The organism is Actinoplanes cyaneus (assembly GCF_016862095.1).
Lineage (GTDB): Bacteria > Actinomycetota > Actinomycetes > Mycobacteriales > Micromonosporaceae > Actinoplanes > Actinoplanes cyaneus.
In genome coordinates this window covers 60,879-80,776 of the sequence record NZ_BOMH01000058.1, presented here as the reverse complement: position 1 = coordinate 80,776, position 19,898 = coordinate 60,879, and the positions used below count along the sequence as shown (strand labels likewise).

The 19,898-nt window shown below is 72.5% G+C and carries 17 protein-coding genes; 5 read left to right on the top strand and 12 right to left on the bottom strand.

The window, feature by feature from the left end:
* Positions 1–23 precede the first annotated feature (23 nt).
* Positions 24–464 carry an LGFP repeat-containing protein gene (locus Acy02nite_RS34700; RefSeq protein ID WP_203750913.1) on the bottom strand — a complete coding sequence of 147 codons (441 nt, stop codon included), beginning with the start codon at positions 462–464 and terminating at the stop codon, positions 24–26.
* A 438-nt stretch (positions 465–902) separates the two neighbouring features.
* Here Acy02nite_RS34700 and Acy02nite_RS34695 point away from each other — a divergent pair, with 438 nt between their 5' ends.
* Entirely contained in the window at positions 903–2,627 is a 1,725-nt protein-coding gene (locus Acy02nite_RS34695; RefSeq protein WP_203750910.1) for a serine/threonine-protein kinase, read from the top strand.
* A gap of 41 nt (positions 2,628–2,668) precedes the next feature.
* Positions 2,669–3,451, top strand: coding sequence for a GGDEF domain-containing protein (locus Acy02nite_RS34690; RefSeq protein ID WP_203750907.1), 783 nt, complete (start codon positions 2,669–2,671; stop codon positions 3,449–3,451).
* Positions 3,452–3,523: 72 nt separating this feature from the next.
* Here the strand turns inward: Acy02nite_RS34690 and Acy02nite_RS34685 are convergent, their stop codons facing one another.
* The 6 genes from Acy02nite_RS34685 to Acy02nite_RS34660 form a co-directional block, all read right to left on the bottom strand.
* Complete coding sequence (locus Acy02nite_RS34685) at positions 3,524–5,533, bottom strand: S9 family peptidase (protein ID WP_203750904.1); 2,010 nt, start codon at positions 5,531–5,533, stop codon at positions 3,524–3,526.
* Positions 5,534–5,604: 71 nt separating this feature from the next.
* Positions 5,605–6,381 carry a PepSY domain-containing protein gene (locus Acy02nite_RS34680; protein ID WP_203750901.1) on the bottom strand — a complete coding sequence of 259 codons (777 nt, stop codon included), beginning with the start codon at positions 6,379–6,381 and terminating at the stop codon, positions 5,605–5,607.
* Positions 6,382–6,581: 200 nt separating this feature from the next.
* Positions 6,582–7,349 (bottom strand): methyltransferase domain-containing protein, encoded by a 768-nt coding sequence (locus tag Acy02nite_RS34675; RefSeq protein WP_239175463.1) that lies wholly within the window; start codon positions 7,347–7,349, stop codon positions 6,582–6,584.
* A 52-nt stretch (positions 7,350–7,401) separates the two neighbouring features.
* The gene (locus tag Acy02nite_RS34670) at positions 7,402–8,583 is read right to left on the bottom strand and encodes an aminotransferase class V-fold PLP-dependent enzyme (protein ID WP_239175462.1); all 1,182 of its coding nucleotides are present in this window, start codon (positions 8,581–8,583) and stop codon (positions 7,402–7,404) included.
* 79 nt (positions 8,584–8,662) lie between these two features.
* The gene (locus tag Acy02nite_RS34665) at positions 8,663–9,979 is read right to left on the bottom strand and encodes a pyridoxal-phosphate dependent enzyme (RefSeq protein ID WP_203750895.1); all 1,317 of its coding nucleotides are present in this window, start codon (positions 9,977–9,979) and stop codon (positions 8,663–8,665) included.
* Positions 9,976–11,406, bottom strand: a complete 1,431-nt coding sequence (locus tag Acy02nite_RS34660; RefSeq protein ID WP_203750892.1) for a type III PLP-dependent enzyme domain-containing protein — start codon at positions 11,404–11,406, stop codon at positions 9,976–9,978. Before Acy02nite_RS34660 ends, Acy02nite_RS34665 begins: the two co-directional genes overlap by 4 nt.
* A 182-nt stretch (positions 11,407–11,588) precedes the next feature.
* Here Acy02nite_RS34660 and Acy02nite_RS34655 point away from each other — a divergent pair, with 182 nt between their 5' ends.
* A complete protein-coding gene (locus Acy02nite_RS34655; protein WP_203750881.1) occupies positions 11,589–12,803 on the top strand; it encodes an MFS transporter in 1,215 nt (404 codons plus the stop codon).
* An 89-nt stretch (positions 12,804–12,892) separates the two neighbouring features.
* On the opposite strand, the gene Acy02nite_RS34650 is transcribed toward Acy02nite_RS34655, so the two are convergent.
* The 5 genes from Acy02nite_RS34650 to Acy02nite_RS34630 form a co-directional block, all read right to left on the bottom strand.
* Positions 12,893–13,912: a pectinesterase family protein gene (locus Acy02nite_RS34650; RefSeq protein ID WP_203750879.1), complete on the bottom strand. Its 1,020-nt coding sequence runs from the start codon at positions 13,910–13,912 to the stop codon at positions 12,893–12,895.
* A gap of 179 nt (positions 13,913–14,091) precedes the next feature.
* A complete protein-coding gene (locus Acy02nite_RS34645) occupies positions 14,092–15,321 on the bottom strand; it encodes a beta-ketoacyl-[acyl-carrier-protein] synthase family protein (RefSeq protein WP_203750876.1) in 1,230 nt (409 codons plus the stop codon).
* Positions 15,322–15,670: 349 nt separating this feature from the next.
* Complete coding sequence (locus Acy02nite_RS34640) at positions 15,671–16,342, bottom strand: DUF6114 domain-containing protein (RefSeq protein ID WP_203750867.1); 672 nt, start codon at positions 16,340–16,342, stop codon at positions 15,671–15,673.
* A 2-nt stretch (positions 16,343–16,344) separates the two neighbouring features.
* Positions 16,345–16,950 (bottom strand): DUF6230 family protein, encoded by a 606-nt coding sequence (locus Acy02nite_RS34635; protein ID WP_203750865.1) that lies wholly within the window; start codon positions 16,948–16,950, stop codon positions 16,345–16,347.
* A 140-nt stretch (positions 16,951–17,090) separates the two neighbouring features.
* A complete protein-coding gene (locus Acy02nite_RS34630) occupies positions 17,091–17,822 on the bottom strand; it encodes a TetR/AcrR family transcriptional regulator (protein ID WP_203750864.1) in 732 nt (243 codons plus the stop codon).
* Positions 17,823–17,994: 172 nt separating this feature from the next.
* Between Acy02nite_RS34630 and Acy02nite_RS34625 the strand changes: the two genes are divergently transcribed.
* Complete coding sequence (locus tag Acy02nite_RS34625; protein WP_203750862.1) at positions 17,995–18,891, top strand: hypothetical protein; 897 nt, start codon at positions 17,995–17,997, stop codon at positions 18,889–18,891.
* A gap of 15 nt (positions 18,892–18,906) precedes the next feature.
* On the top strand, positions 18,907–19,566 hold the full coding sequence (locus tag Acy02nite_RS34620) for a Tat pathway signal sequence domain protein (RefSeq protein WP_203750860.1): 660 nt from the start codon (positions 18,907–18,909) through the stop codon (positions 19,564–19,566).
* The last annotated feature ends 332 nt before the right edge of the window (positions 19,567–19,898 follow it).

Below are 19,898 nucleotides of genomic sequence, written 5' to 3'. Positions count from 1 at the left end.
GAACGGGGCCCGGCGGAACAGGGTTAACAGACCGCGCTGACCTTGCCGTCGTTCCAGTGCCAGATCGTCCCGTGCTGGAAGTGCTGCCAGCGGCCCTTGCGATCGGGGGTGTCCGACTCCTCGTCGGTCGGATAGCCGATGCACCCGGCCTCACCCCGGTTGTCCTGCCACAGCTCGCGGATCCGCCCCGCGACGAGGTGCGCCCCGGTCTCCTTGGACCAGTAGATCGAGCCACCGTCGAACTGCTGCATCCGCCCGCCCCCGCGTGCGGGCTGCTCGATGCCGAGCGGGCACCCGAGCCGCCCCTTGTCCGAGCCGAACGTCACATACTTCGACAGGATCCCGCCGTGCACCCGGAGCCTGCAGTAGGTCGCGCTCTTGTCGGAGGACTTGCTCTCGTCAGCTCGGGCAGCCGCGGCTCCGCACACCGTCGCGGCGGCGAGACCGAGCGCGACTGCTGTCAATGCTCTCAGTTTCATGGCCATCCAGAGGGGTCAGGGCGGTCAATACCCTAGTATTCCTATCATTTCGGATTTGCCCAGGTGAGCCTTTCGCCCCACGATCAACCGCCCGCAACGCATCCGCCCCCTTCGCCCAGAACAGGCCAGCACACGAAGCGCCAGAACGCCGTGAAGCGCCGCGACGCCCGCCGCTGGTTGCGGCCCTGCCGCGCCGCGAGGTCGCGGGCTGGTTCTCATAGGCGTTATGAGGCACGAATAACGCCCATGAGAACCAGCCCGGGGCGGGAGCCGCGGCAGGGCCGGAACCCGGGATCAGGTCGCGTGCGGCGTGCGGCGGGACAGACATGATGCGGGTGAGCCGCCCGGATCGGCGGGGCGGGGAGACGTACGTCGTACGTGGGGGAGATCTTGTTTTTGGGGTTCGGCTATTAGCATTGCCCGGTGCTCTCCCCCGGAATCGTGCTCAACAACCGCTACCAGCTGACCCAGCGCATCGCCGCGGGCGGGATGGGCGAGGTGTGGCGCGGCGGTGACCTGTTGCTGCATCGCGAGGTGGCGGTCAAGGTGCTGCTCCCGGCGCTGATGAACGACCGGGAGTTCATTACCCGGTTCCGTTCCGAGGCGCGGATGATGGCGCAGCTGCGGCACCCCGGGATCGTGCAGGTGTACGACTACGGCGAGAACGCTGTGGTGAACGGCGATGGCTTCGACTACCTGGTGATGGAGTTCATCGAGGGCATCTCACTGTCGCAGAAGATCCAGCAGGCGGGCCGGCTCAGTCCGGCCGAGACGATGCAGATCGTCGCCGGGATGGCCGACGCGCTGCACACGGCGCACCAGTCCGGCATCATCCACCGCGACGTGAAGCCGGGGAACCTGCTGGTCCGGCCCGGTGGCGCGCTGGTGCTGGTCGACTTCGGCATCGCGCGCTCGGTCGGCGTCACCAGCATGACCGGCACGAACGTGGTGCTGGGCTCGGTCAACTACATGGCGCCGGAGCAGGCCGAGGGCAAGCCGGTCACGGCCGCCACCGACGTGTACGCGCTGGGCGCCGTCGCCTTCGCGTGCCTGACCGGCCGACCGCCGTACGTGGGCGACAATCCCCTGGCCGTGCTCGGTCAGCTGGTGCACGGGCAGCCGCCGGTGCTGCCGCCGGATGTGCCGCGCGGCGTCGCGTCGGTGGTGCTGCGCGCGCTCGCCAAGGACCCGGCCCAGCGCTTCCCGAGCGGCGCGGCCCTGGCCGACGCGGCCCGCAACGCGCTGCGCGCCCCGGCTGCCGCGCCGTTCCCGCCGACGCAGCAGCACCAGCAGCAGCCGGGGAACCGGGGCACGCAGCAGCACCAGCAGCCGCCCGGGAACTGGGGCACGCAGCAGCAGCCCGGGAACTGGGGCACGCAGACGGGCCGGCGTCAGCCCGAGCCGCAGGGCTACCCGACGTACGCGGCCGCTGCCGCCCGCCCGGTCTCGCCCTCCCCGGTCCCGGCCGCCTACGAGCCGCCGCTGCCGTCGGCCGGCGAGGAGCCGCCGCGCAAGCGCAACGCCGGGCTCGTCGCGGCCGCGGCCGGCCTGATCCTGGTCGGTGGCGGGGTGCTGTGGGCGGTCACCCACGACACGGCCGACCAGGCGGACGCCTCGTCGGCCAGCCTGGAGCAGGTGCAGACGCCCACGAAACCGGTGCCGGCCAGCTCGACCCGCAAGGGCGGCAAGACCGGCGGCCAGAAGGCGACGCCGACGAAGCCGACGAAGCAGCCCGACCTCGACGAGGGCGACGTGGAGCTGCCGGACGAGGACGGCCAGTCGGCCGCTCCGCCGCAGGCCGAGGAAGTGAACAAGTACAAGCCGGCCAAGGTCTGCGGTGATGGCTTCGAGGTGCTCGACTCGCAGAACCTGAAGTCGCCGGCGGGTGTGGTCCAGGGCCGGGTCTACTTCCTCTACCGGGGTTCCGACAAGTCGAACTGCGTGGTCACGCTCCGCACGACCGGGCTGGCCGGGAAGGGCGCGGCGTCGGCGTTCGTCGAGCCGCAGGGTCAGCCCCGCAAGGCCCAGGCGGGCGACGTGCAGTACTACGCCGGGCCGGTCACGGTGGCCGCCCCGGGGACGTGCGTGAAGTGGGGCGGCTCGGTCGGGGATCAGGCGTTCGAGAGCGACTTCGAGCACTGCGACTAGTTTTCCTCAACGCCACCAGCGGGTCGCCGATCAAAGGCGGCATGACCGGCGGAGACGTACGAGGGAAGGCGATGGCCCGCACCGTGGTGCTCGGCCTCACGCTGGGCGTGTGCGCGCTGGCCGGCCTCGCCGTGTCCGGCGTCACCGGCCGGTGGGCGATCGGCAGCGTGCTCGCCGCCGACCTGGCGCTGCTCGCGGCCTGTGCCCGCCTGCTGCTTCCGGGGTCCGCGGACGACGCGGCCGGCGCGGTGCCCCCGCACGACGGGCTGACCGGCCTGCCGAACCGGGCCGCGATGATGGCCCGGGTCGAGCGCGCGCTGCCGATCGCCGACGCCGAGCAGGTGCCGGCCGGCCTGGTCGTGCTCGACCTCGACGACCTCGCCGACGTCAACGACACGCTCGGGCGGCGGACCGGCGACCTGCTGCTGCAGTCGGTGGCGGCCCGGCTGCTGGCGGCGGCCCGCGACACCGACGTGGTCGCCCGGATCGGCGACGACGAGTTCGCGGTGCTGCTCCCCCAGGTCGGCTCGGCGCCGGCCTGCCTGGAGACGGCCCGCCGGCTGCTCGACGCGGTGCAGGGGCCGGCCGACCTGGACGGCTTCCAGGTCCGGATCAACGCGTCGATCGGCGGCGCGGTCTTCCCGGTCCACGCGGCGACGCCGACCGAGCTGTTCCAGCGGGCGGAGGCGGCGATGCGGTACGCCAAGCAGTCGCGCACGCAGGCCGCGCTCTACGAGGTCGGCCTGGAGGGCGACCTCGCGCCGGGCCGGTCGTCCACCGCCGTCCCGGCGCGCGCGAAGCGCCCTGCCCTCCCGTTCCGCTGACCGCTGCGGTCAGAACCGGTCGATCTCGGTGAGGTCGATGTCGATCGCGAACGGGACGGTCAGCGCCGTACGTCAGCCGAGGAGTTCCGGGCGCTGCCAGGGGCGGCCGTGGACGTGGTGGGCGAGGAAGGCGAACGCCGTCTCGTACCAGACCTTGGCGTGCCCCGGTGTCAGGATCCAGTGGTTCTCGTCGGGGAAGAACAGGAACTTGTGCGGGCTGGACCCGTCCTCCGCCTTGGACCTCGACAGCAGGTCCCACCAGAGGCGCAGCCCCTCACCGATCGGCACGCGGTAGTCCTTGTCGCCGTGGATCACCAGCATCGGGGTGGTGATCCGGTCGGCGAAGCGGTGCGGCGAGTTCGCCTCGATCGCCGAGGGGGTCATCTCCCGCACCCAGTAGTAGGAGTGGTCGGTGGTCCCCCACATCTGGTCGAGCGCCCACAGCGACGCGTGCGTGACGATCGCGGCGAAGCGGTCGGTGTGCCCGGCGATCCAGTTGGCCATGTAACCGCCGAAGCTGCCGCCCATCGCCGCGGTCCGGGTCTCGTCGACGTCGGCGCGCCGCACCGCGGCGTCGGTCAGGGACATCAGGTCGGTGTACGGGGCCGACCCCCACGTCCCCCAGCCGCGCCTGATGAACTCGTGACCGTAGCCGGTCGACAGCGCCGGGTCGGGCAGCAGCACGGCGTACCCCTGGGCCACCGCGAGCCACGGGCACCAGCGCCACGACCAGCCGTTCCACGAGCCGAGCGGCCCGCCGTGGATCCACAGCAGCAGCGGCGCGGGGGCATCGGGGCCGGCGCCGTGCGGGAGCGCGAGCCAGGCCCGCAGCGGGGTGCCGTCCGCGGCCGTGGTGGTCACCTCGGTCAGCGTTCCGGGCAGTTCCGGCGCCGGGGCGGGACCGGTCAGGGTGGTGATCGTGCCGTCGAGCGTGACCCGCACGGGCAGCGGCGGGCTGTCGATGGCCGAGCGCAGCGCGTAGACCGCGCTGCCGTCCGGCGCGACCTCGAAGTCGGTGTACGAGGCGTCGTCACCGGTCAGCCGGGTCACCTCGCCGGTCGCCGCGTCGACCCGCCAGAGCGGCGCGCGGCCGTCGTGGTCGGCGTTCACGATCAGCGCCGTCGCGTCCGGCGTCCAGCGGATCCCGGCCGGCCACCGGTCCCACGCCCGCGTCAGCGCCCGCACCGGACCACCGGCCAGCGGCACGACGGCCAGCCAGCGGTCGCCGGGGTCCTGCGCGGTGGACCGGCGGTGGACGACGACGGCGACCTGGGTGCCGTCGGGCGAGATCCGCGGCGACTCGAACTCGTGCTCGGGGTCACCGCCGAGGGTGCGGCGCTCGCCGGTCGCCACGTCGACGGCGACGAGGCCGGCGCGGCGCGAGGCTGCGGGCTCACTCACGGTCCAGACCGCCACGACGGTACGGCCGTCCGGCGCCAGATCCCAGCCGCCCTCGGCCGGGAACGCGCCGCCCACGTGCCCCGTGAGGTCGCGCGGCTCGGTGCCGTCCAGGTCGGTGCCGTCCAGGTCGGTGGCGAGCAGGCGGGTGCGGTCCGGGCCGAACGCGTGATCCCAGTGCCGGATCGGGTAGTCCTCGTACAGCACCGCGTTCACGCCGGCGTCCTTACGTTTCCCGCGCAGCTCACGGTCGGCCGGCGCGCTGCCCGCGGACGGCATCATCGACGAGCCGAAGACGACGGTGCCGGAGCCTGCCACCACCGCGTCGTGCACGCCACCGGGCGGGGACGCGATCACGCGGGCGTCGCCGCCACCGGCCGGGAGCAGCCACAACGCGGTCACCGGCTCGTCAGCGGGGTCAGCCGCCGGGTCCGGCCGGGCCGAGGTGAACAGCAGGTCGCCCCCGGCCGTGAACCCGGCCACGGACTCGCCCTTGTCGCTGCGGGTCAGCCGCCGCGCCGGGCGGGTCCCCTCCGGGTCGATCTCCCAGAGCGCGGTCGTGTAGCGACTCCCCTTGCGGTCCGGCGTGCTCACCCCGACCACCAGCCGACGGCCGTCCGGGGAGATCCGCAGGCCGGCGAGCCGGGGAAGGCTGACGTAGGCGTCGAGGTCATCGAAGATCATAAAAGCTTTCTATCACTGTACGGCGGTGAGCGGCGGCCACTGTCGTCATGCGGCCGCCGCCCGGGGCCGGCTCAGTCGTCCGAGCCGTGCCCGCCACGCCCGTGGTCGTCCCCGCCCCGATCGTCACGCCCCTTGTCATCGCCGCCCCTGTCGTCACCCCCCTTGTCATCGCCGCCCCTGTCGTCACGCCCCTTGTCGTCACGGCCCTTGTCGTCACGGCCCTTGTCGTCGCCGCCGTGGCCGCGCCCGCCGTTGTCGTCGCCGGCCTCGGCGCCGCGGGTGCGCGTGCCACCGTTGTCGTCGCCGGCCTCGGCGTGACGCGTGCGCGTGCCGCCGTTGTCGTCACCCGGCTCGGCGGAGCGGGTGCGGTTGCCACCCCGGTCGTCGCCGGCCCCGGTGCGGCGGCCGTGGTCGTCGGAGGCCGAGGCGCGCGGCGTGGACCGCGGCGTGGGGTTCGTGGACGGCGGAGTGGGGTTCGCGGACGCCGGCGGGGAGACCGGGAGGTCGGCGCCGTCCCCGGTGCGGTGACGCAGCACCTCGCCGGTCGCGCGGTCCACGTCGACGTCGTGCTCCACCCCGGCGGCGAACACGTCCACATTCCACACCGGGCGGCCGTGCTCGGTCTCCGGCTCGACGGACTCGGCGAATCCGCCGCCGACGACCCGGATCGCGATCTCCCCGGCCGCTTCGGCACTCACGGTGCCGGCATCCCGTACGGCAGAATCGGCAGTTGCCGACGGCGGAGCCGAGGCCGGGAAACCACCGTCGGCGGCGAGGGCGGTGCCGGCGACGCCCAGCGCGGCGAGGGCGCCGGTGGCCACGAAGACGGCGGTACGAATCTTGAACATGTGCGGAACCTCCTGGTCGCTGCGGACGAGAAGACAATCGCGCCGCGAGGGCTATCCGCACGCTGTGCGACCGTTAAGGCCCGGCTAAGACCGCCAGCACCGCGCGCCACCCGCTAAGACCGCCAGCGCCGCGCGCCACCCGCTAAGACCGCGAGCACGGCATGCCACCCGCCAAGGCCGCCAGCGCCGCGCGCCACCCGCTAAGACCGCGAGCACGGCATGCCGCCCGCCAAGGCCGCGAGCGCCGCGTGCCGCCCATCCCGCCAAAGGGCGCCGGCCTCGCGGAATCCGGCGTCGCGGGCCGCGGCCGCATGCCAGCCGAGGTCCGCGGTGAAGCCGGCCGGCGGGCGGTCCCGGAACAGCTCGGCGCGCGCGGTCATCAGGTCCTGGAATTGCGGCACGGCGGCGAGCTCGCCCCACCACTGCGCCCAGGCCAGCTCCGCGGCCGCCTCGCCGGGCCCCGGGTCGAGCACGCGCATCAGAGCGGGCACCCCGTCGTCGGGCATCACGTCGGCCACGACCAGCACGCCGCCGGGGGCCAGCGCGTCCCGGGCCGCGGCGTAGAGCGCCCGGATCGCCGCGGGGGTCAGGTAGTGCACGGCCATCACCGCGGTGATCAGGTCGTGGCCGCCGCCGGTGCGGGCCGGCCAGACGGTCGAGGTGAGGTCGGCGCCGATCACGCCGATCTCGCCGGGCAGCCCGGCGCGGGCGAGTTCGAGCAGCACCGGGTCGAGGTCGACGAGGGTGACGGCGGCGTCCGGCCAGCGGGCGGCCATCCGCTCGGCGAGCAGGCCGGGGCCGCCGCCGAGGTCCAGGACGCGGGCCGGCGGGCCGCAGCGCAGCGCTTCGGCGGCGGTGGTCAGGACACGCTCGAAAGCGGACAGGCCGGGGACGAAGCCGGTCATCATCGTGTCCCAGGTGGCCCGCCAGCCGGCGACCCGGGCGGCGTCGAGGGCGATCGGCGTCACGGCATCCCTCCCTGCGAAAACGACAACCGTTTTTAGCAGATGAGGGTTGCGGTCAGGCGTCATTCAGCGCGGCGAGCCGGTCGATCAGCCGGTCGATCTCCTCGACGGTGTTGTGGACGTGCAGGCTCACCCGTACCGACGAGGTCTTCTCGCCCTCCTCTCCCTGGCAGTGACCGTCGGCGCGGATCAGGAAGCCGTCGGCGGCCAGGATGAAACCGAGGTCGTTCGAGCCGATCGCGCGGTGGCGGAACGTCACGATGCCCTGCCGGCGCTGGACGGCGGACTCCGCGGTGAGGCTCGTCTGGCAGCCCAGCACCTCGTAGGCGTCCAGACCGGCGAGCCCGTTCGTCAGCCGTGCGGCGAGGTCTCGGGTCCACGCGGCGATCTGATCAAGACCGGCCATGTCGAGCCAGTCCAGGGCCGCGGCCAGGCTCACGATCCCGGCCGTGTTCGGCGTGCCCTGCCAGCCGCCCGGCCGGAAGACCGGACCGCGCCGGTTGCGGGACCAGATCGCACCGGTGCCGGGCAGCGCCATCGCCTTGTGGCCGGAGAAGACCAGGAAGTCGGCGTCGAGCTCGGCGACCGACACCGGCATGTGCCCGACGCTCTGCGCGGCGTCCAGGCAGATCGGGACGCCCGGGCCGGCCGCGGCGCGCAGCCGGGACACGTGCATGTCGTTGCCGTAGACGTGGTGCACGTGCGTGGCCGCGATCAGCCTGGTCCGCGGCGTGACCAGGTCGGCGAGGCGCGCCGCGTCGTAGTCGTGGGCGCCGTCGTAGGGCATCGGGACCAGCGTGACGCGGTCGCCACGGGCGCGGGCCACGTCGGCCGCCTCCTGCCAGGCGACGATGTTCGCCCGGTGGTCGGCGTGCGCGACGACGATCTCGTCACCGTCGCGCAGCTGCGGGGTGAGCCAGTCGCGGGCCACCGTGCGCAGGCCCTCGGTGGCGCCGCTGACGAAGTGGACCCCGGACCGGCCGGGATCCGGGTCGCCGAGGAACGCGCGCAGCCGGTCACGGGCCTGCTCGACCCGCGCGGTGGTGCGGTTGGCCCAGGGGTAGGTGCCGCGGGCGGCGTTGGCGTTCTCGCCGGTCAGGTAGGTCATCACCGCGTCGAGGACCGGTTGCGGCTTCTGGGCGGTGGCGGCGCTGTCCAGGTAGGCGAGGTCCGGGTTCGCCGTGACGATCGGGAACTGGGCACGCAGCCCCCGTTGCCAGGCGGCCAGATCCGCCACGCCGCGCCGCATTCCATTCGTGTCCCCCGCCCCGCCACGCCGCGATTCCGTCGTGTCCCCCGCCGCGTCGCGCCGTGCCTCAGTCGCGGACAAGCTCGGCTCCCGCGTCGCGCCAGGCGATGATCCCGCCGGCCAGGGAGTGCACGTCCGGGTGGCCCATCCGGCGCAGCAGGGCCGCGTAACGCGCCGACTTCTCGCCGACCGGGCAGACCATCAGGACGGGCCGGCGGCGACTGAACGGCAGCCCCGCGTGGAGCAGGTCGGCGAAGACCTCGTCGACCAGGTTGATCGAGCCGGCGATGTGCAGAGCCTGATAGGCGTACGGGTTGCGCAGGTCCACCACCAGCGCGTCCGTCTCGCCGAGCCAGCGCTGGGCGGCCTCGACCCCGATCGCGGGCGCGGCGTGGAGCTCGGCGTCGGTGAGGGTGCCCGTGGAGTTGCGCCGCGGCGGGCGGCCGAAGAGCTCGGGGCGGCGGTCACGGACGTACGAGAGATAGCTCTCGATCCTGTCGCAGACGATGAACACGCAACTCTTCCGGCTGGTCAGCGTCGCGTCGACAGCCCGAAGCCGCCGGACCGCGCCGACGAACGCGGCCCCGCCGGTCGGCCCGGTCAGGATGCCGCACCGCCGGCTCAGGGTGAGCAGCCCGTCGATCGCGTCGTCAGCGGTGACCGCGGCCATCGTGTCGTAGACGTCCGGGTCGAAGAGCCCGACCTCGTGCACCTCGTCGATCGTCCGGATCCCCGGGATGAAGTCGCCCTTCTCGGCGACCAGCCCGACCACCTCGACGTCCGGATTGTGCTGGCGCAGCACGCGGGCCACGCCGGTCGACGAGCCGGCCGTGCCGACGCAGGCGACGAACCAGTCCGGGGCGCGCCCGTCCAGGTCCTTCACGATCTCCGGGCCGGTGCCGTGCACGTGGGCGTCGACGTTGCGCTCGTTGAAGTACTGATCGGTGTGCAGATAGCCGCTCCCCGACGAGGCCAGCTGCCGGTGCATCCGGGCGAGCGGGTCGTCGGTGTCGGTCGGGTCGAGGCACTCCGATCGGCCGGGCAGCTCGTCGATCTGCGCGCCGAGCAGGAGCAGCAGCTCCTTGATCTCGGGGACCTTCATCCGGTTGGTGACGCTCGTGAACGGCAGCCCGTGCATCCCGGCGAGCAGTGCGAGGGCCTTCGCCGTGTTGCCGCTGGACAGCTCGACGACGGTGTCGCCCGGCTTGGCGCCGGCCAGCAGCGGGCGGGCCATGTGCCAGGCCGCGCGGTCCTTCACCGAGCCGAACGGGTTGAGCAGCTCCAGTTTCGCGTACAGGTCGATGTTGGCCAGGCCGTGCACGGCCGGATCGATGCGTACGAGCGGCGTGTTGCCGATCGCCTCGGTGATGTCGTCGTGTCTCATGGGACCTCCTGCCGGGTGTGGACCGGCCAGTACTGCTCGTCCAGGCACCACCGGCGCTTGCCGCCGGACCGGTAGACCGCGACCTTGCGGGCGATCGGCTGATGCAGGGCGTGCGTGGCGCTGAAGTCCATGAAGTAGCCGGCGGTGTTGACGAAGGCGAGCAGGTCGCCGGGGCGGGGCACGACCGGCAGGTGCACCTTGCGGCGGGTGATCAGGTCGGACTCCAGGCAGAGGTTGCCGAAGAGGTAGACGCCCGCGGGGCCGGCGCGGCGATCCCCGCCGCGCGGGACGACCACCGGGTCCATCAGGACGCCGTGCTCCTCGAGGCTGACGTCGCGGGCGTTGAGATCGAGCCCGACCCGGTCGCCCGCGACGGACGTCACGCGCGCCAGGACCAGCCCGCACTGGTCGAGCAGGGCCCGGCCGGGCTCGACGTCCAGGTCGTACATGTGGTCCAGCAGCAGCTCGCCGAGCGGGCGGCCACGCTCGGGGGCGGGCGTGCCGAGAAGGCGGTCGAGATACGCGGCGCCGGCGACGGGACGATATGCCGGGTACACCGCGAGGCTGCCTCTCAGGGTGCCGTTCTCCGCCCGCAGGCCGTAACCGTGGTTCTCCCAGGTCATCGGCGCGCGCCGGCCGAGCACGGCCTGCCCCAGCTCCGAGGTCCAGCGATCCCACTCCGCGCCCTCGGCCAGGTAGTTGACGCCGAAGCCGCCGCCGATGTCCAGCGATCGCGGCCGCAGCCCGCGCGCCCGGCACTCGTCCAGCGCGGCCAGGCAGCTCTCCAGCGCGACCGCTTTCTCCGGCAGCCCGATCGTGTCCAGGTGGTACGCCACCCCGGTCAGCTCCAGGTGGTCGGCCCGCTTCTCCAGCAGGTCGAGCAGGTCGGCCAGCTCGCCGACCGGGCTGCCGAAGCGGCTGCGCCGGGTCAGCACGCGCACGCCGGCCGAGGCGAACCCGGACAGTCGCAGCGTGACCGGCACGCGCGGCAGGCGGTGACCGGCCACGATGCCGGCCAGCTCGGCGAGCTCGTCGTAGGAGTCGGCGCTGACGGTCACCCCGGCGCGCGCCGCCAGCCAGAGGAACTCGCGGCTCTTCGGCCCGGTCGCGACGATGCGGTCCGGGGTGAAGCCGGCACCCAGCGCGTGCTGCAACTCGCCGAGCGAGGCCACGTCGACCCCGATGTCACCGGCGGCGAGTTCGCGCAGCAGAGCACTCGAACGGTTCGCCTTGTGCGCGTAGTAGAGCCGGCCGGACAGGTGGTGCCGGCGGAACGTCTCACGGAAGGCAGTGACGTTTTTCTGCAACCGTTGCGGCAGGACCACCGCGAGCGGTGAGCCCAGGGCATCGAGCAGTTCGCCCAGGTAGTCGTGGTCGTCGAGCAGGGACTGAATGGTCGGGTCGATTCTCGGCGTGAGACTGAGCATGTGCGTCTCCCGATTTCACCGGCGCTTTTCTCAACGTATCCGACAAGGCCTTTACTCGCCAGTCGATAAAGGATGAAAAAGATGCGTCAACAGTTCTGTCCATGATTTGTTATATGAGCATCTGACAATTCATTCACTCACTCAGCCTTGCAAACCGTACGTACGTCTTGTTAGATGGCGGCATGCGTGTGCTGCTCCTCGCCACGCTGGTGAACGCGTTCGGCAACGGCGCCTACCTGACCACCAGCGTGCTGTTCCTGACCACGGTCGCCGGGCTCAGCCCCGCGACGATCGCCGCCGGGCTCAGCGCGGGCGCGGCCGCCGGCGTGCTCGCCGTGACCCCGCTCGGCTACGTCGCCGACCGCTACGGGCCGAAACGGCTGTCGATCCTGTCCATGATCGTGCTCGCCGGGTCGTACACCGCGCTGCTCGCGGTGCACTCACTCATGCCGTTCATCCTTCTCTCGTGCCTGATCGCGGTCGCGACGGCACTGGTCAAGAGCGCCAACGGCGCCCTCGCCGCCGGCTCCGTGCCGGCCGCGAGCCGCCTCACGATGCGCGCCCGGCTGCGCACCATGACCAACGCCGGGATGGGGCTCGGCACCCTGGCGGGCAGCATCCCCCTGCTGCTCCACACCCCTGTCGCGTATGCGGTCATCCTGCTGGTCAATGCCGCCACGTTCCTCGTCGCGGCCGTCCTGGTCGCCCGCGTCCCGGGGGTCGCGCCCCAGACCACGCCGGTCGGCGGCCCGCGGCTGGTCGCCCTGCGCGACCGCCCGTTCCTGGCGTTCGCCGCCCTCGACGGGCTGATCTCCAGCACGTACAACGACCTGCTCGGCATCGGCCTGCCGCTGTGGCTGGCGACCGGCGCGCACGCCCCGCTCTGGCTGATCTCGGTCGCCCTGGTCATCAACACGGCCGGATGCGTGCTGCTGCAGGTCCGGATGACCCGCGGTGTCGACGGCCTCGCGGCGGCCCGGCGAGTCGCGCTCCGCGGCAGCGCGCTCGTGGCCCTGTCCTGCGCGATCTTCGCGATCGCCGCCGGTCGCTCCCCGTGGCTCGCCGGAACCCTGATCGCCACGGCCGCCGTGGTCCACGTGCTCGGCGAGCTGTGGTTGTCAACGGGCAGCTGGGCGGTCCTGTTCGCGATGGCGCCGCCGTGGGCCCAGGGGCAGTACCAGGGCGCCTACTTCGCGGGCCGGGGGCTGGGTGACATGGTCGCCCCGCCCCTGGTGACAGCGTGCGTCCTCGGCCTGCACGGCTCCGGCTGGCTGGTCCTGGCCGCGCTCTTCGCCGGCGGCGGCCTGCTCTACCTGCCGCTCACCCGCTGGGCCGCCGGCACACGCTCCGCCGCCTCGAGCCCCGCCCTCCCCGAGCCGGCCACCCCGCACCCGTAGGCCCGACCCGCCCACCAGCGCCAGCCGCGCTCCACCAGCTGGCCCTCACGGGTGCCAACGGGCCCCGAAACACCCACCAGCGCCAGCCGTCAGGCGCCGCAGGACACCTGCCAGTCGCCGAGGAAGTCGGCGATCTCGTTCGCCGCGGCCTGCTCCCGGGTCAACTGGGGACGGTCGGCGGTGACGAGCGCACCCAGCCCGTAGTTGCGGTACTCCGCGAACCGCGCGTCCCGCCACGACCAGGTCCCGAAGTCGCTCCACGGGGTCGCGCCGATGTGCTCACCGATCCACGACTCGCGGATGATCGTCTGCCCGACCGCGTTCGGGTCATTGCTCGGATGCCAGGGCCGCCCGAGGTAGACCGTGCCGGCGGGCGCGTCCGACGTGAGCCGGCACCGGCTGAACAGGAAGCCGTGCGGGTTCGTGAGGTCGGTGCTGGGCGCGGTCACGTACCCGTTCGGTGTGCTGCCCCGGTTCAGCGAGTGGATCTGGCACCGCGCGAAGACCGCCGTCGCGCGCCCGAAGATGAAGTCGACGTCGCCCTCGACGTAGCAGTCCCGGAAGTAGGCGCGGGCGATCACGCCCGCCGCGGTGCTGTTGACGTAGAGCGTGTCCTGGTTGCCCACGAACCGCACCCGGTCGAAGATCAGCCGGTCGGCGCGCGTCAGCACGGCCACCGCCTGCCGGTTGGTGATCTCCGGATGCGCCGCCTCGTCGAACAGGTTCGCGAACGTCAGGTTGGTGGCACGGAAGTCCGCGCCGCTCAGGGTCACCGACGCGCTGCCGGACGTGCCCCACGGCGTGCCGTCCGGTTTCAGCGTCCCGTTGGCGCGATCATCGGCGATCACCACGTCGCGCGGCCCGCGCCCGAGCCCACGGAACTCCAGGAACGTCTTGTCCGCGGGCACGATCACCTGACCACGATGAACACCAGGGCGAAGGCCGATGGTGTACGGCGTGAGCGCACCGGCGGGCGCCGCGTCCACGACGGACTGGATGCTCGTGCCGGGCTCGACGATCACGTCCGGCCGACGCTTCGCGGCAAGGGCCGGGGCGGGCCAGGCGACCGCACCGAGGGCCGCTGCCGAAAGGAGAGCTCGTCGGCGCATCGTTGCCTCCAGGCTGGGGGAAAGGGCTTTCCTCCGTCGACCGTAGGCGATGCCATCCAGGGTCGTCAATCGCGTGACAGCGACCAGGTGCGCCGGATCGGCATCATCGCCGGTCCGGCCCACGTACGACGTCGCGCGGCCGGTCCGTCAGGCCGGGCGGGACACCCTCGCCCGGCTCGTCAGGCCGGGCTGAACACCAGGGCCGCATTCTGGCCGCCGAACCCGAACGACGTGCTGAGCGCCGGGGCCCGGCGCACGTGCCGGGGCCGGTCGACCACGACGTTCACGTCGATCGCCGGGTCGAGCTTGTCCAGGTTGGCGACCGGCGGCAGCAGCCCGCGCTCCAGCGACATGACCACCCCGGCGGCCTCGATCGCCCCGGCGGCCCCCATCGCGTGCCCGATCACCCCCTTGAACGCGGTGACCGGCGGGGCCAGCGCCCCGAACACCTCGCCGAGCGCCGCCGCCTCCACCACGTCGTTCATGGGCGTGCTGGTGGCGTGGGCGTTGACGTGGCCGATGTCGGCCGGCGCGAGGCCGGCGTCGGCGAGCGCGGCCCGGATCGCCCGGACGGCGCCGCGCCCCTCCGGGTGCGGGGCGGTGATGTGGTGGGCGTCCGCTGACGCGCCGTACCCGGCGAGATACGCCCGGACCCGCGCCCCGCGCGCCCGCGCGTCCGCGACCCGTTCCAGGACCAGCACCCCGGCGCCCTCGCCGAGCACGAAGCCGTCCCGGTCCAGGTCGAACGGCCGGGAGGCCAGGTGCGGCTCGTCGCCGCGGGTGGAGAGCGCCCCGATCCGGGCGAAGGACGCGGCCGACGTACGGCTGCGGCCGGACTCCGCCCCACCGGCCACGACGACGTCACACGCCCCGGAGAGCAGCATGTCACGGGCCACGCCGAGCGCGTGCGCGCCGGAGGCGCAGGCACTGCTCACCGTGAAGCACGGGCCCTGCGCGCCGAGGTCGAGCGCGGCCTCGGCGGCGGCCATGTTCGGCAGGGTCCGCGGCAGCGCGAACGGCGACACCCGGTCGGGCCGGTCACCGAGGACCATCTCGACCGCGGCCTCGGTGCCGCTCATGCTGCTGGCACCGACCCCGAGCACGACGGCGACCCGCTCGGCCGCCCATCGTCCCGGGCCCAGGGTCGCGTCCGCGACGGCCTCGCGGGCGGCGGCGACCGCGAACCTGCTGAACGGGTCGAGCCGCCGGTTGAGCCGATGCCCCAGCAGCGCCACCCCGTCGAAGTCACCGACCCGGCAGCTGAACGCGACCGGCAGACCGGCCAGCTCGGGGTCCGGGGCGGCCACCGACCGGCCCTCGATCAGGCCTGCCCAGGTGGCCGGGGCGCCCACTCCGGCCGGGGTGACCAGGCCGATCCCGGTCACCGCCACGGCGTCGCGGGCGCTCACCGGTTCCCGGCCAGGACCGTTCCGGTGGCCGTGGCGGGAGTGGCCCGCGCCGGGCCGGTGTCGGCGTCTCGTTCCGGGTCGCGCACGACGAACTGGTATGCGGAGTTCATCCTCCAGCACCTTTCCTGTGTTCCGGGGAGATGGGCCTCACCCCACGCGACGTGGCAGAGGCGGCGCGACACCGTCCGCCGGGGGACCGGGCCAACGAATGACCGCTCCACCAGCATCGCAATACCGTCATAACGTGACAAATCAGACACGCCGTGGCGCGGAAACAGTCCGGAAACACGGAACCGCGGCGGCCACTCGAACAGGAGCGGACCGCCGCGGCAAGGAGGGGAACCGGCCTTCACTCCCGCTCGGGGCTCGGTGAGTTCCGGACCGGCGCGGTGCTCTGCCACCGGCCCTCGGGCGGCAGGGTGTTGTGGTCCTGCTCCTCGGGCGCCCGATCCCGCCGTACCTCCAGATGCTCCTGAATGTGGGGCGAAGCCGGGCCGAGGGACAGGGCCGGAGGCGGGACCGGCTCGGGATCCGGCGGCGCGGAGGCCGGCGCCGAGGCTGCCGGGGTCTCCACCGGCAGCTCCGGGTCACCGGGCTCCACGGCGGCGGAGGGCGATGGCGATTCCACCGGCGGCCCCGGTTCGCTGGGCGCCCAGGCGAACGCCAGAGCGGCTCCCACCAGCGTGAGCAGCAGACCGACGATGAAGCCGCCCATGTTGGACGTGAGGAACGAGCCCAGGCCGCAGAGCAACGCGATCAGCGAGTAGAAGATCCGCTGAGCCGGGTTGAACCAGAGCAGCAGGCCCAGGATCACGATCACCCACGGCACCAGGTAGCCGATGAAGTTCTGCATGCCGACGTGCAGCACCACGCCCAGCGGCGCCCACACCGTGAACAGGATCTCCGCCCCGCCGAGCAGGACGAACAGCCCGCCCCAGAACGGGCGGGTGCGCCGCCAGTCGCCGAAGCCCCGCCGGGCACGAGCGCCCGGCGTGGCCCGGTGGTGCGAGATGCCGGACATGGTCAGCAGCCGTCGCCGGTGAACGACATGCGCAGGTTGGGCAGCTTGAACGTGGCCGCCGTGGTGGCGTAGTTGTTCTGCCGCAGGTTCGTGAGCGTGACCTCGTCGGCCTGCTGGCCGAAGACGCCGATCGCGCCCTTCTTGCCGGGCACCGCGTCGAGCGTGCTCGCGTCCCGGCCGATCTCGATCGACTTGAAGTCGGCGTTCGCGCTGATCGCGTCGGAGTCGACGACGAGCGTGTCGGCGGTGACCTTGTTCGTGGCGCTGCCCGCGGTGAGCTTCAGGTTGATGCCGCCGAGCGCGATGCTCTGGCACAGCCCGTCGAGCTGGGCGTCGCGGACCGCGGAGACGATCACCAGCACCTGACCCCCGGTGTCACCCGCGTTGGGGCTGCCGTCTGCCATGTTGTCCATCTCCGCGTACTGCGCGAATCCGTACCCGTGCAGCTTGGGCGAGGTGACGACGAACGGCATGCCGGAGATCGAGAAGGAGGCCGCGAGCACCCCCTGACCGGTCAGCAGCACCAGACCGGCCGTCGCCGCGAGGCCACCGAGCAGCATCGCGGTGAACCGGCGCCAGCGGGTGCGGCCGTGACGTATGGAGGACATGCATGCTCCTTTGCGGGCGTTGTCGCCGGTCACGGCACTGCGGATGCCGGTCCGGCGCGGCTATTTGCGCATCTCGATGGATTTCGGCGAAGTTACGCCGGAGTAACCAAAGGCGTCAAGCGCAGGAGCCCGCATTCCAGTCAGTGAAAAACCCCGTCGGTATCTGACGCGGCGCACGGCGGCACGACCCGCTCGCCGCCGGGCCGCACGACCAGCTCGGCGGCAGCGCCCTCGCGACCCACGAACGGCGCCATCATGAAGTAGCCCAACATCGGCGCCAGACCGGGCAGATCGGCGACACGACCTGCGGAGACGTGACCGTAGATGGTCGAGTAGACGCCGCCCACCACGGTGTCGACCAGCCCTTCCGGCACCTCCGGGGCCTCGGCGAAGAAGCGGGCGAAACGGCCCAGCAGCTCGGTGCGCTCCCGCCGGGCGATCGGCCCGGCCGCGTCGATCTCGACGATCGCCATCGTGGCGAACGCCGGCACGCTGGCGAGCACGTCGAGCAGCACCTTCAGCGCGGCGCGCGCGCCGGTGCGCCAGTCGCCGGCATCCGCGTACGCGTCGTCCATGAACCGCAGCAGCAAACTGGTCCCGTGCCGGTAGGTGTCCAGGAACGCGTCCTCCTTGCCGGCGAAGAGCGCGTAGAACGCGGGGCGGGTCACCCCGGCCGCCGTGCAGATGTCGCTGACCCGGGCGTTCACGTAGCCTTTCTCGGCGACCGTGTGCACCAGCGCGTCGTAGAGCCGCTCCCGCTGGGTCGCGGCCACGGCCTCCGGCGTCATCGAACGCGGACCGCGTTTGATCGCCCGAGCCGGGTCCCGTCCGGCGCGCGCGCCCGGCAGCGGACTGATTACGGATTTCGTCATCGTCGTTCCTCAATGTCTTGACATGACATACCGCTGGGGTTTCTCATACGTCCACGGATCTCGATGGTGCGCGAAGCGGGTCACCCCAGTATCACCTCCCGCTCAAGCCCCCGGAACGCTGCGGAAACGGCCGGGCCCCGATCCCAACGAGGTATTCCGAAGGAGTGACGCCATGACAGCGTCACGGCTGAAATCCGTCCTCGCCATGATCGCTGCCGCAACCGCGGTCGTGGCACTGACCCCCGGGCCCGCCCGAGCCGCCGCCTACGACGGGCTGGAGAACTGTCCCCTCACCTCGGCGACCATGAAGGACCCGACGAACCTGCAGGTTGGCTGCGTCCGATCGGTCACCACCGGCGGCAGCGTCACGATCGGCAAGAACGTCGTGCCGTTCGACAGCCCGATCACCGTCCAGTTCGGCATCTACTGGCCGGCTTCCGGGCCGACCCGCGAGTTCCCGGACGGGAGCGTCGCCAACGTCTACTCGACCGTCCCGGCGCCCCGGGGCAAGACCCTGGTCGCCAAGCCGCTGCAGGTGTCCATCCCCGGAATCGCCAACATCATCCCGGGCGTGACCAGCGTGTTCGCCCAGGTGGAACTGGCCGGGCCGATCACCGAGTTCGTGCCGCTGGCCACCGGCGAGAACACTCCGGTGTTCGTGCTCCCGGTCAAGCTGCACCTGTTCAACGCACTGTTCGGCACGAAGTGCTACATCGGATCGGACGCGAGCCCGATCAAGTTCAGCCCCACCACCGGAACGACCAGCCCGCCGCCGCCGAACCAGCCGGTGACCGGCGACTCCGGCACGATCACCATCGAGCCCGACGCTAACGGCTACCAGACGCTCGGCGTGGGCCTCGCCGGCGCCAGGCTGGTCGACAACGCGTACGCCGTACCGAAGGCGAACGGTTGCGGCCTGATCCCCGGCAGCCTGGACGCGCTGATCAACCTGGCGTTCGGCCTGCCCAGCGCGGCCGGCAAGAACGCGGTCGTGTTCAGCGGCAACAACACCACGATCGCCCTCTCCCCCAGCCTCGACGACCTCACCCAGGCGCTCGCCGCCTCCTAGGAAAGGTGCACCCCCATGCACGTCAAGAACCGCATCGCCGCCGCCGTCGTCACCGGCGCGGCCGCCTCCCTGCTGCTCACCGCCCCGGCACTGGCCGACGACGCCACCGTGCTGACCGCCGGCGCCCTCGCCGGGCCGGCCGTCGCCGCCGGTGACACCATCTCGGCGTCGATTCTCCCCGGCGCCCAGGCCCTCTTCGCCACCGCGCCGGGCGGCGCCAACGGCATGAAATGCGCCGCGTCCAGCTTCAGCGCGGTCGTCAACGACAACCCGGCCGCGCCCGGCGCCGCCGCGCTCGGCTCCACCCTGTCCGTCTCCAGCTGCACGATCAGCGGCGTGCCCGGCGTCACCGGCGTCAACAGCGTCACGATCAACAACCAGCCCTACGCCACCACGGTCGCCAGCGACGGCACCGTGACGGTTACCGGCACCGACGCCGCGCCGATCTCCGCGACGCTCAACCTGCGCACCCTGCTCGGCTCGGTGACCTGCGTCTTCGTCGCCAACGGCAACACCATCTCGGCCGTCGCCGACAACACCGACAACTCGATCACCTTCACCGACCAGCAGTTCAACAAGACCACCGGGCCGTCGGCGTGCGTCACCAACGGCTACTTCACCGCCAAGTACACCCCGGTCGTGACCTCGGCGGCCGCCCCGGTCTTCGTCAACTGACCGGCCACCGGCGGCCGCTGTCCCCCGCGGCGGTCGCCGGCCCCGGGGCCCTGCCCACGTCGCCGAGGCAGGGCCCCACCCGCGCGTACGCCCTGAGCCCCGCCCCGTCCGTCCCCCGCAATCCCCAGCCCACTCCCGGCCACCCCGCGCCTCCGCCGGCCCCTCCCCCCGCAACCCCCAGCCCACTCACCCGGCACCCCGCGCCTCAGCCCGGAGTCTTCCCCGCAACCCCAGCGCACTCACCCACCTGCCGCGCCTCCCGGTTTCCGGCTGGTGCTCATGGGCGTTATCCGTCCCGGATAACGCCCATGAGCACCAGCCGACACCCCGCG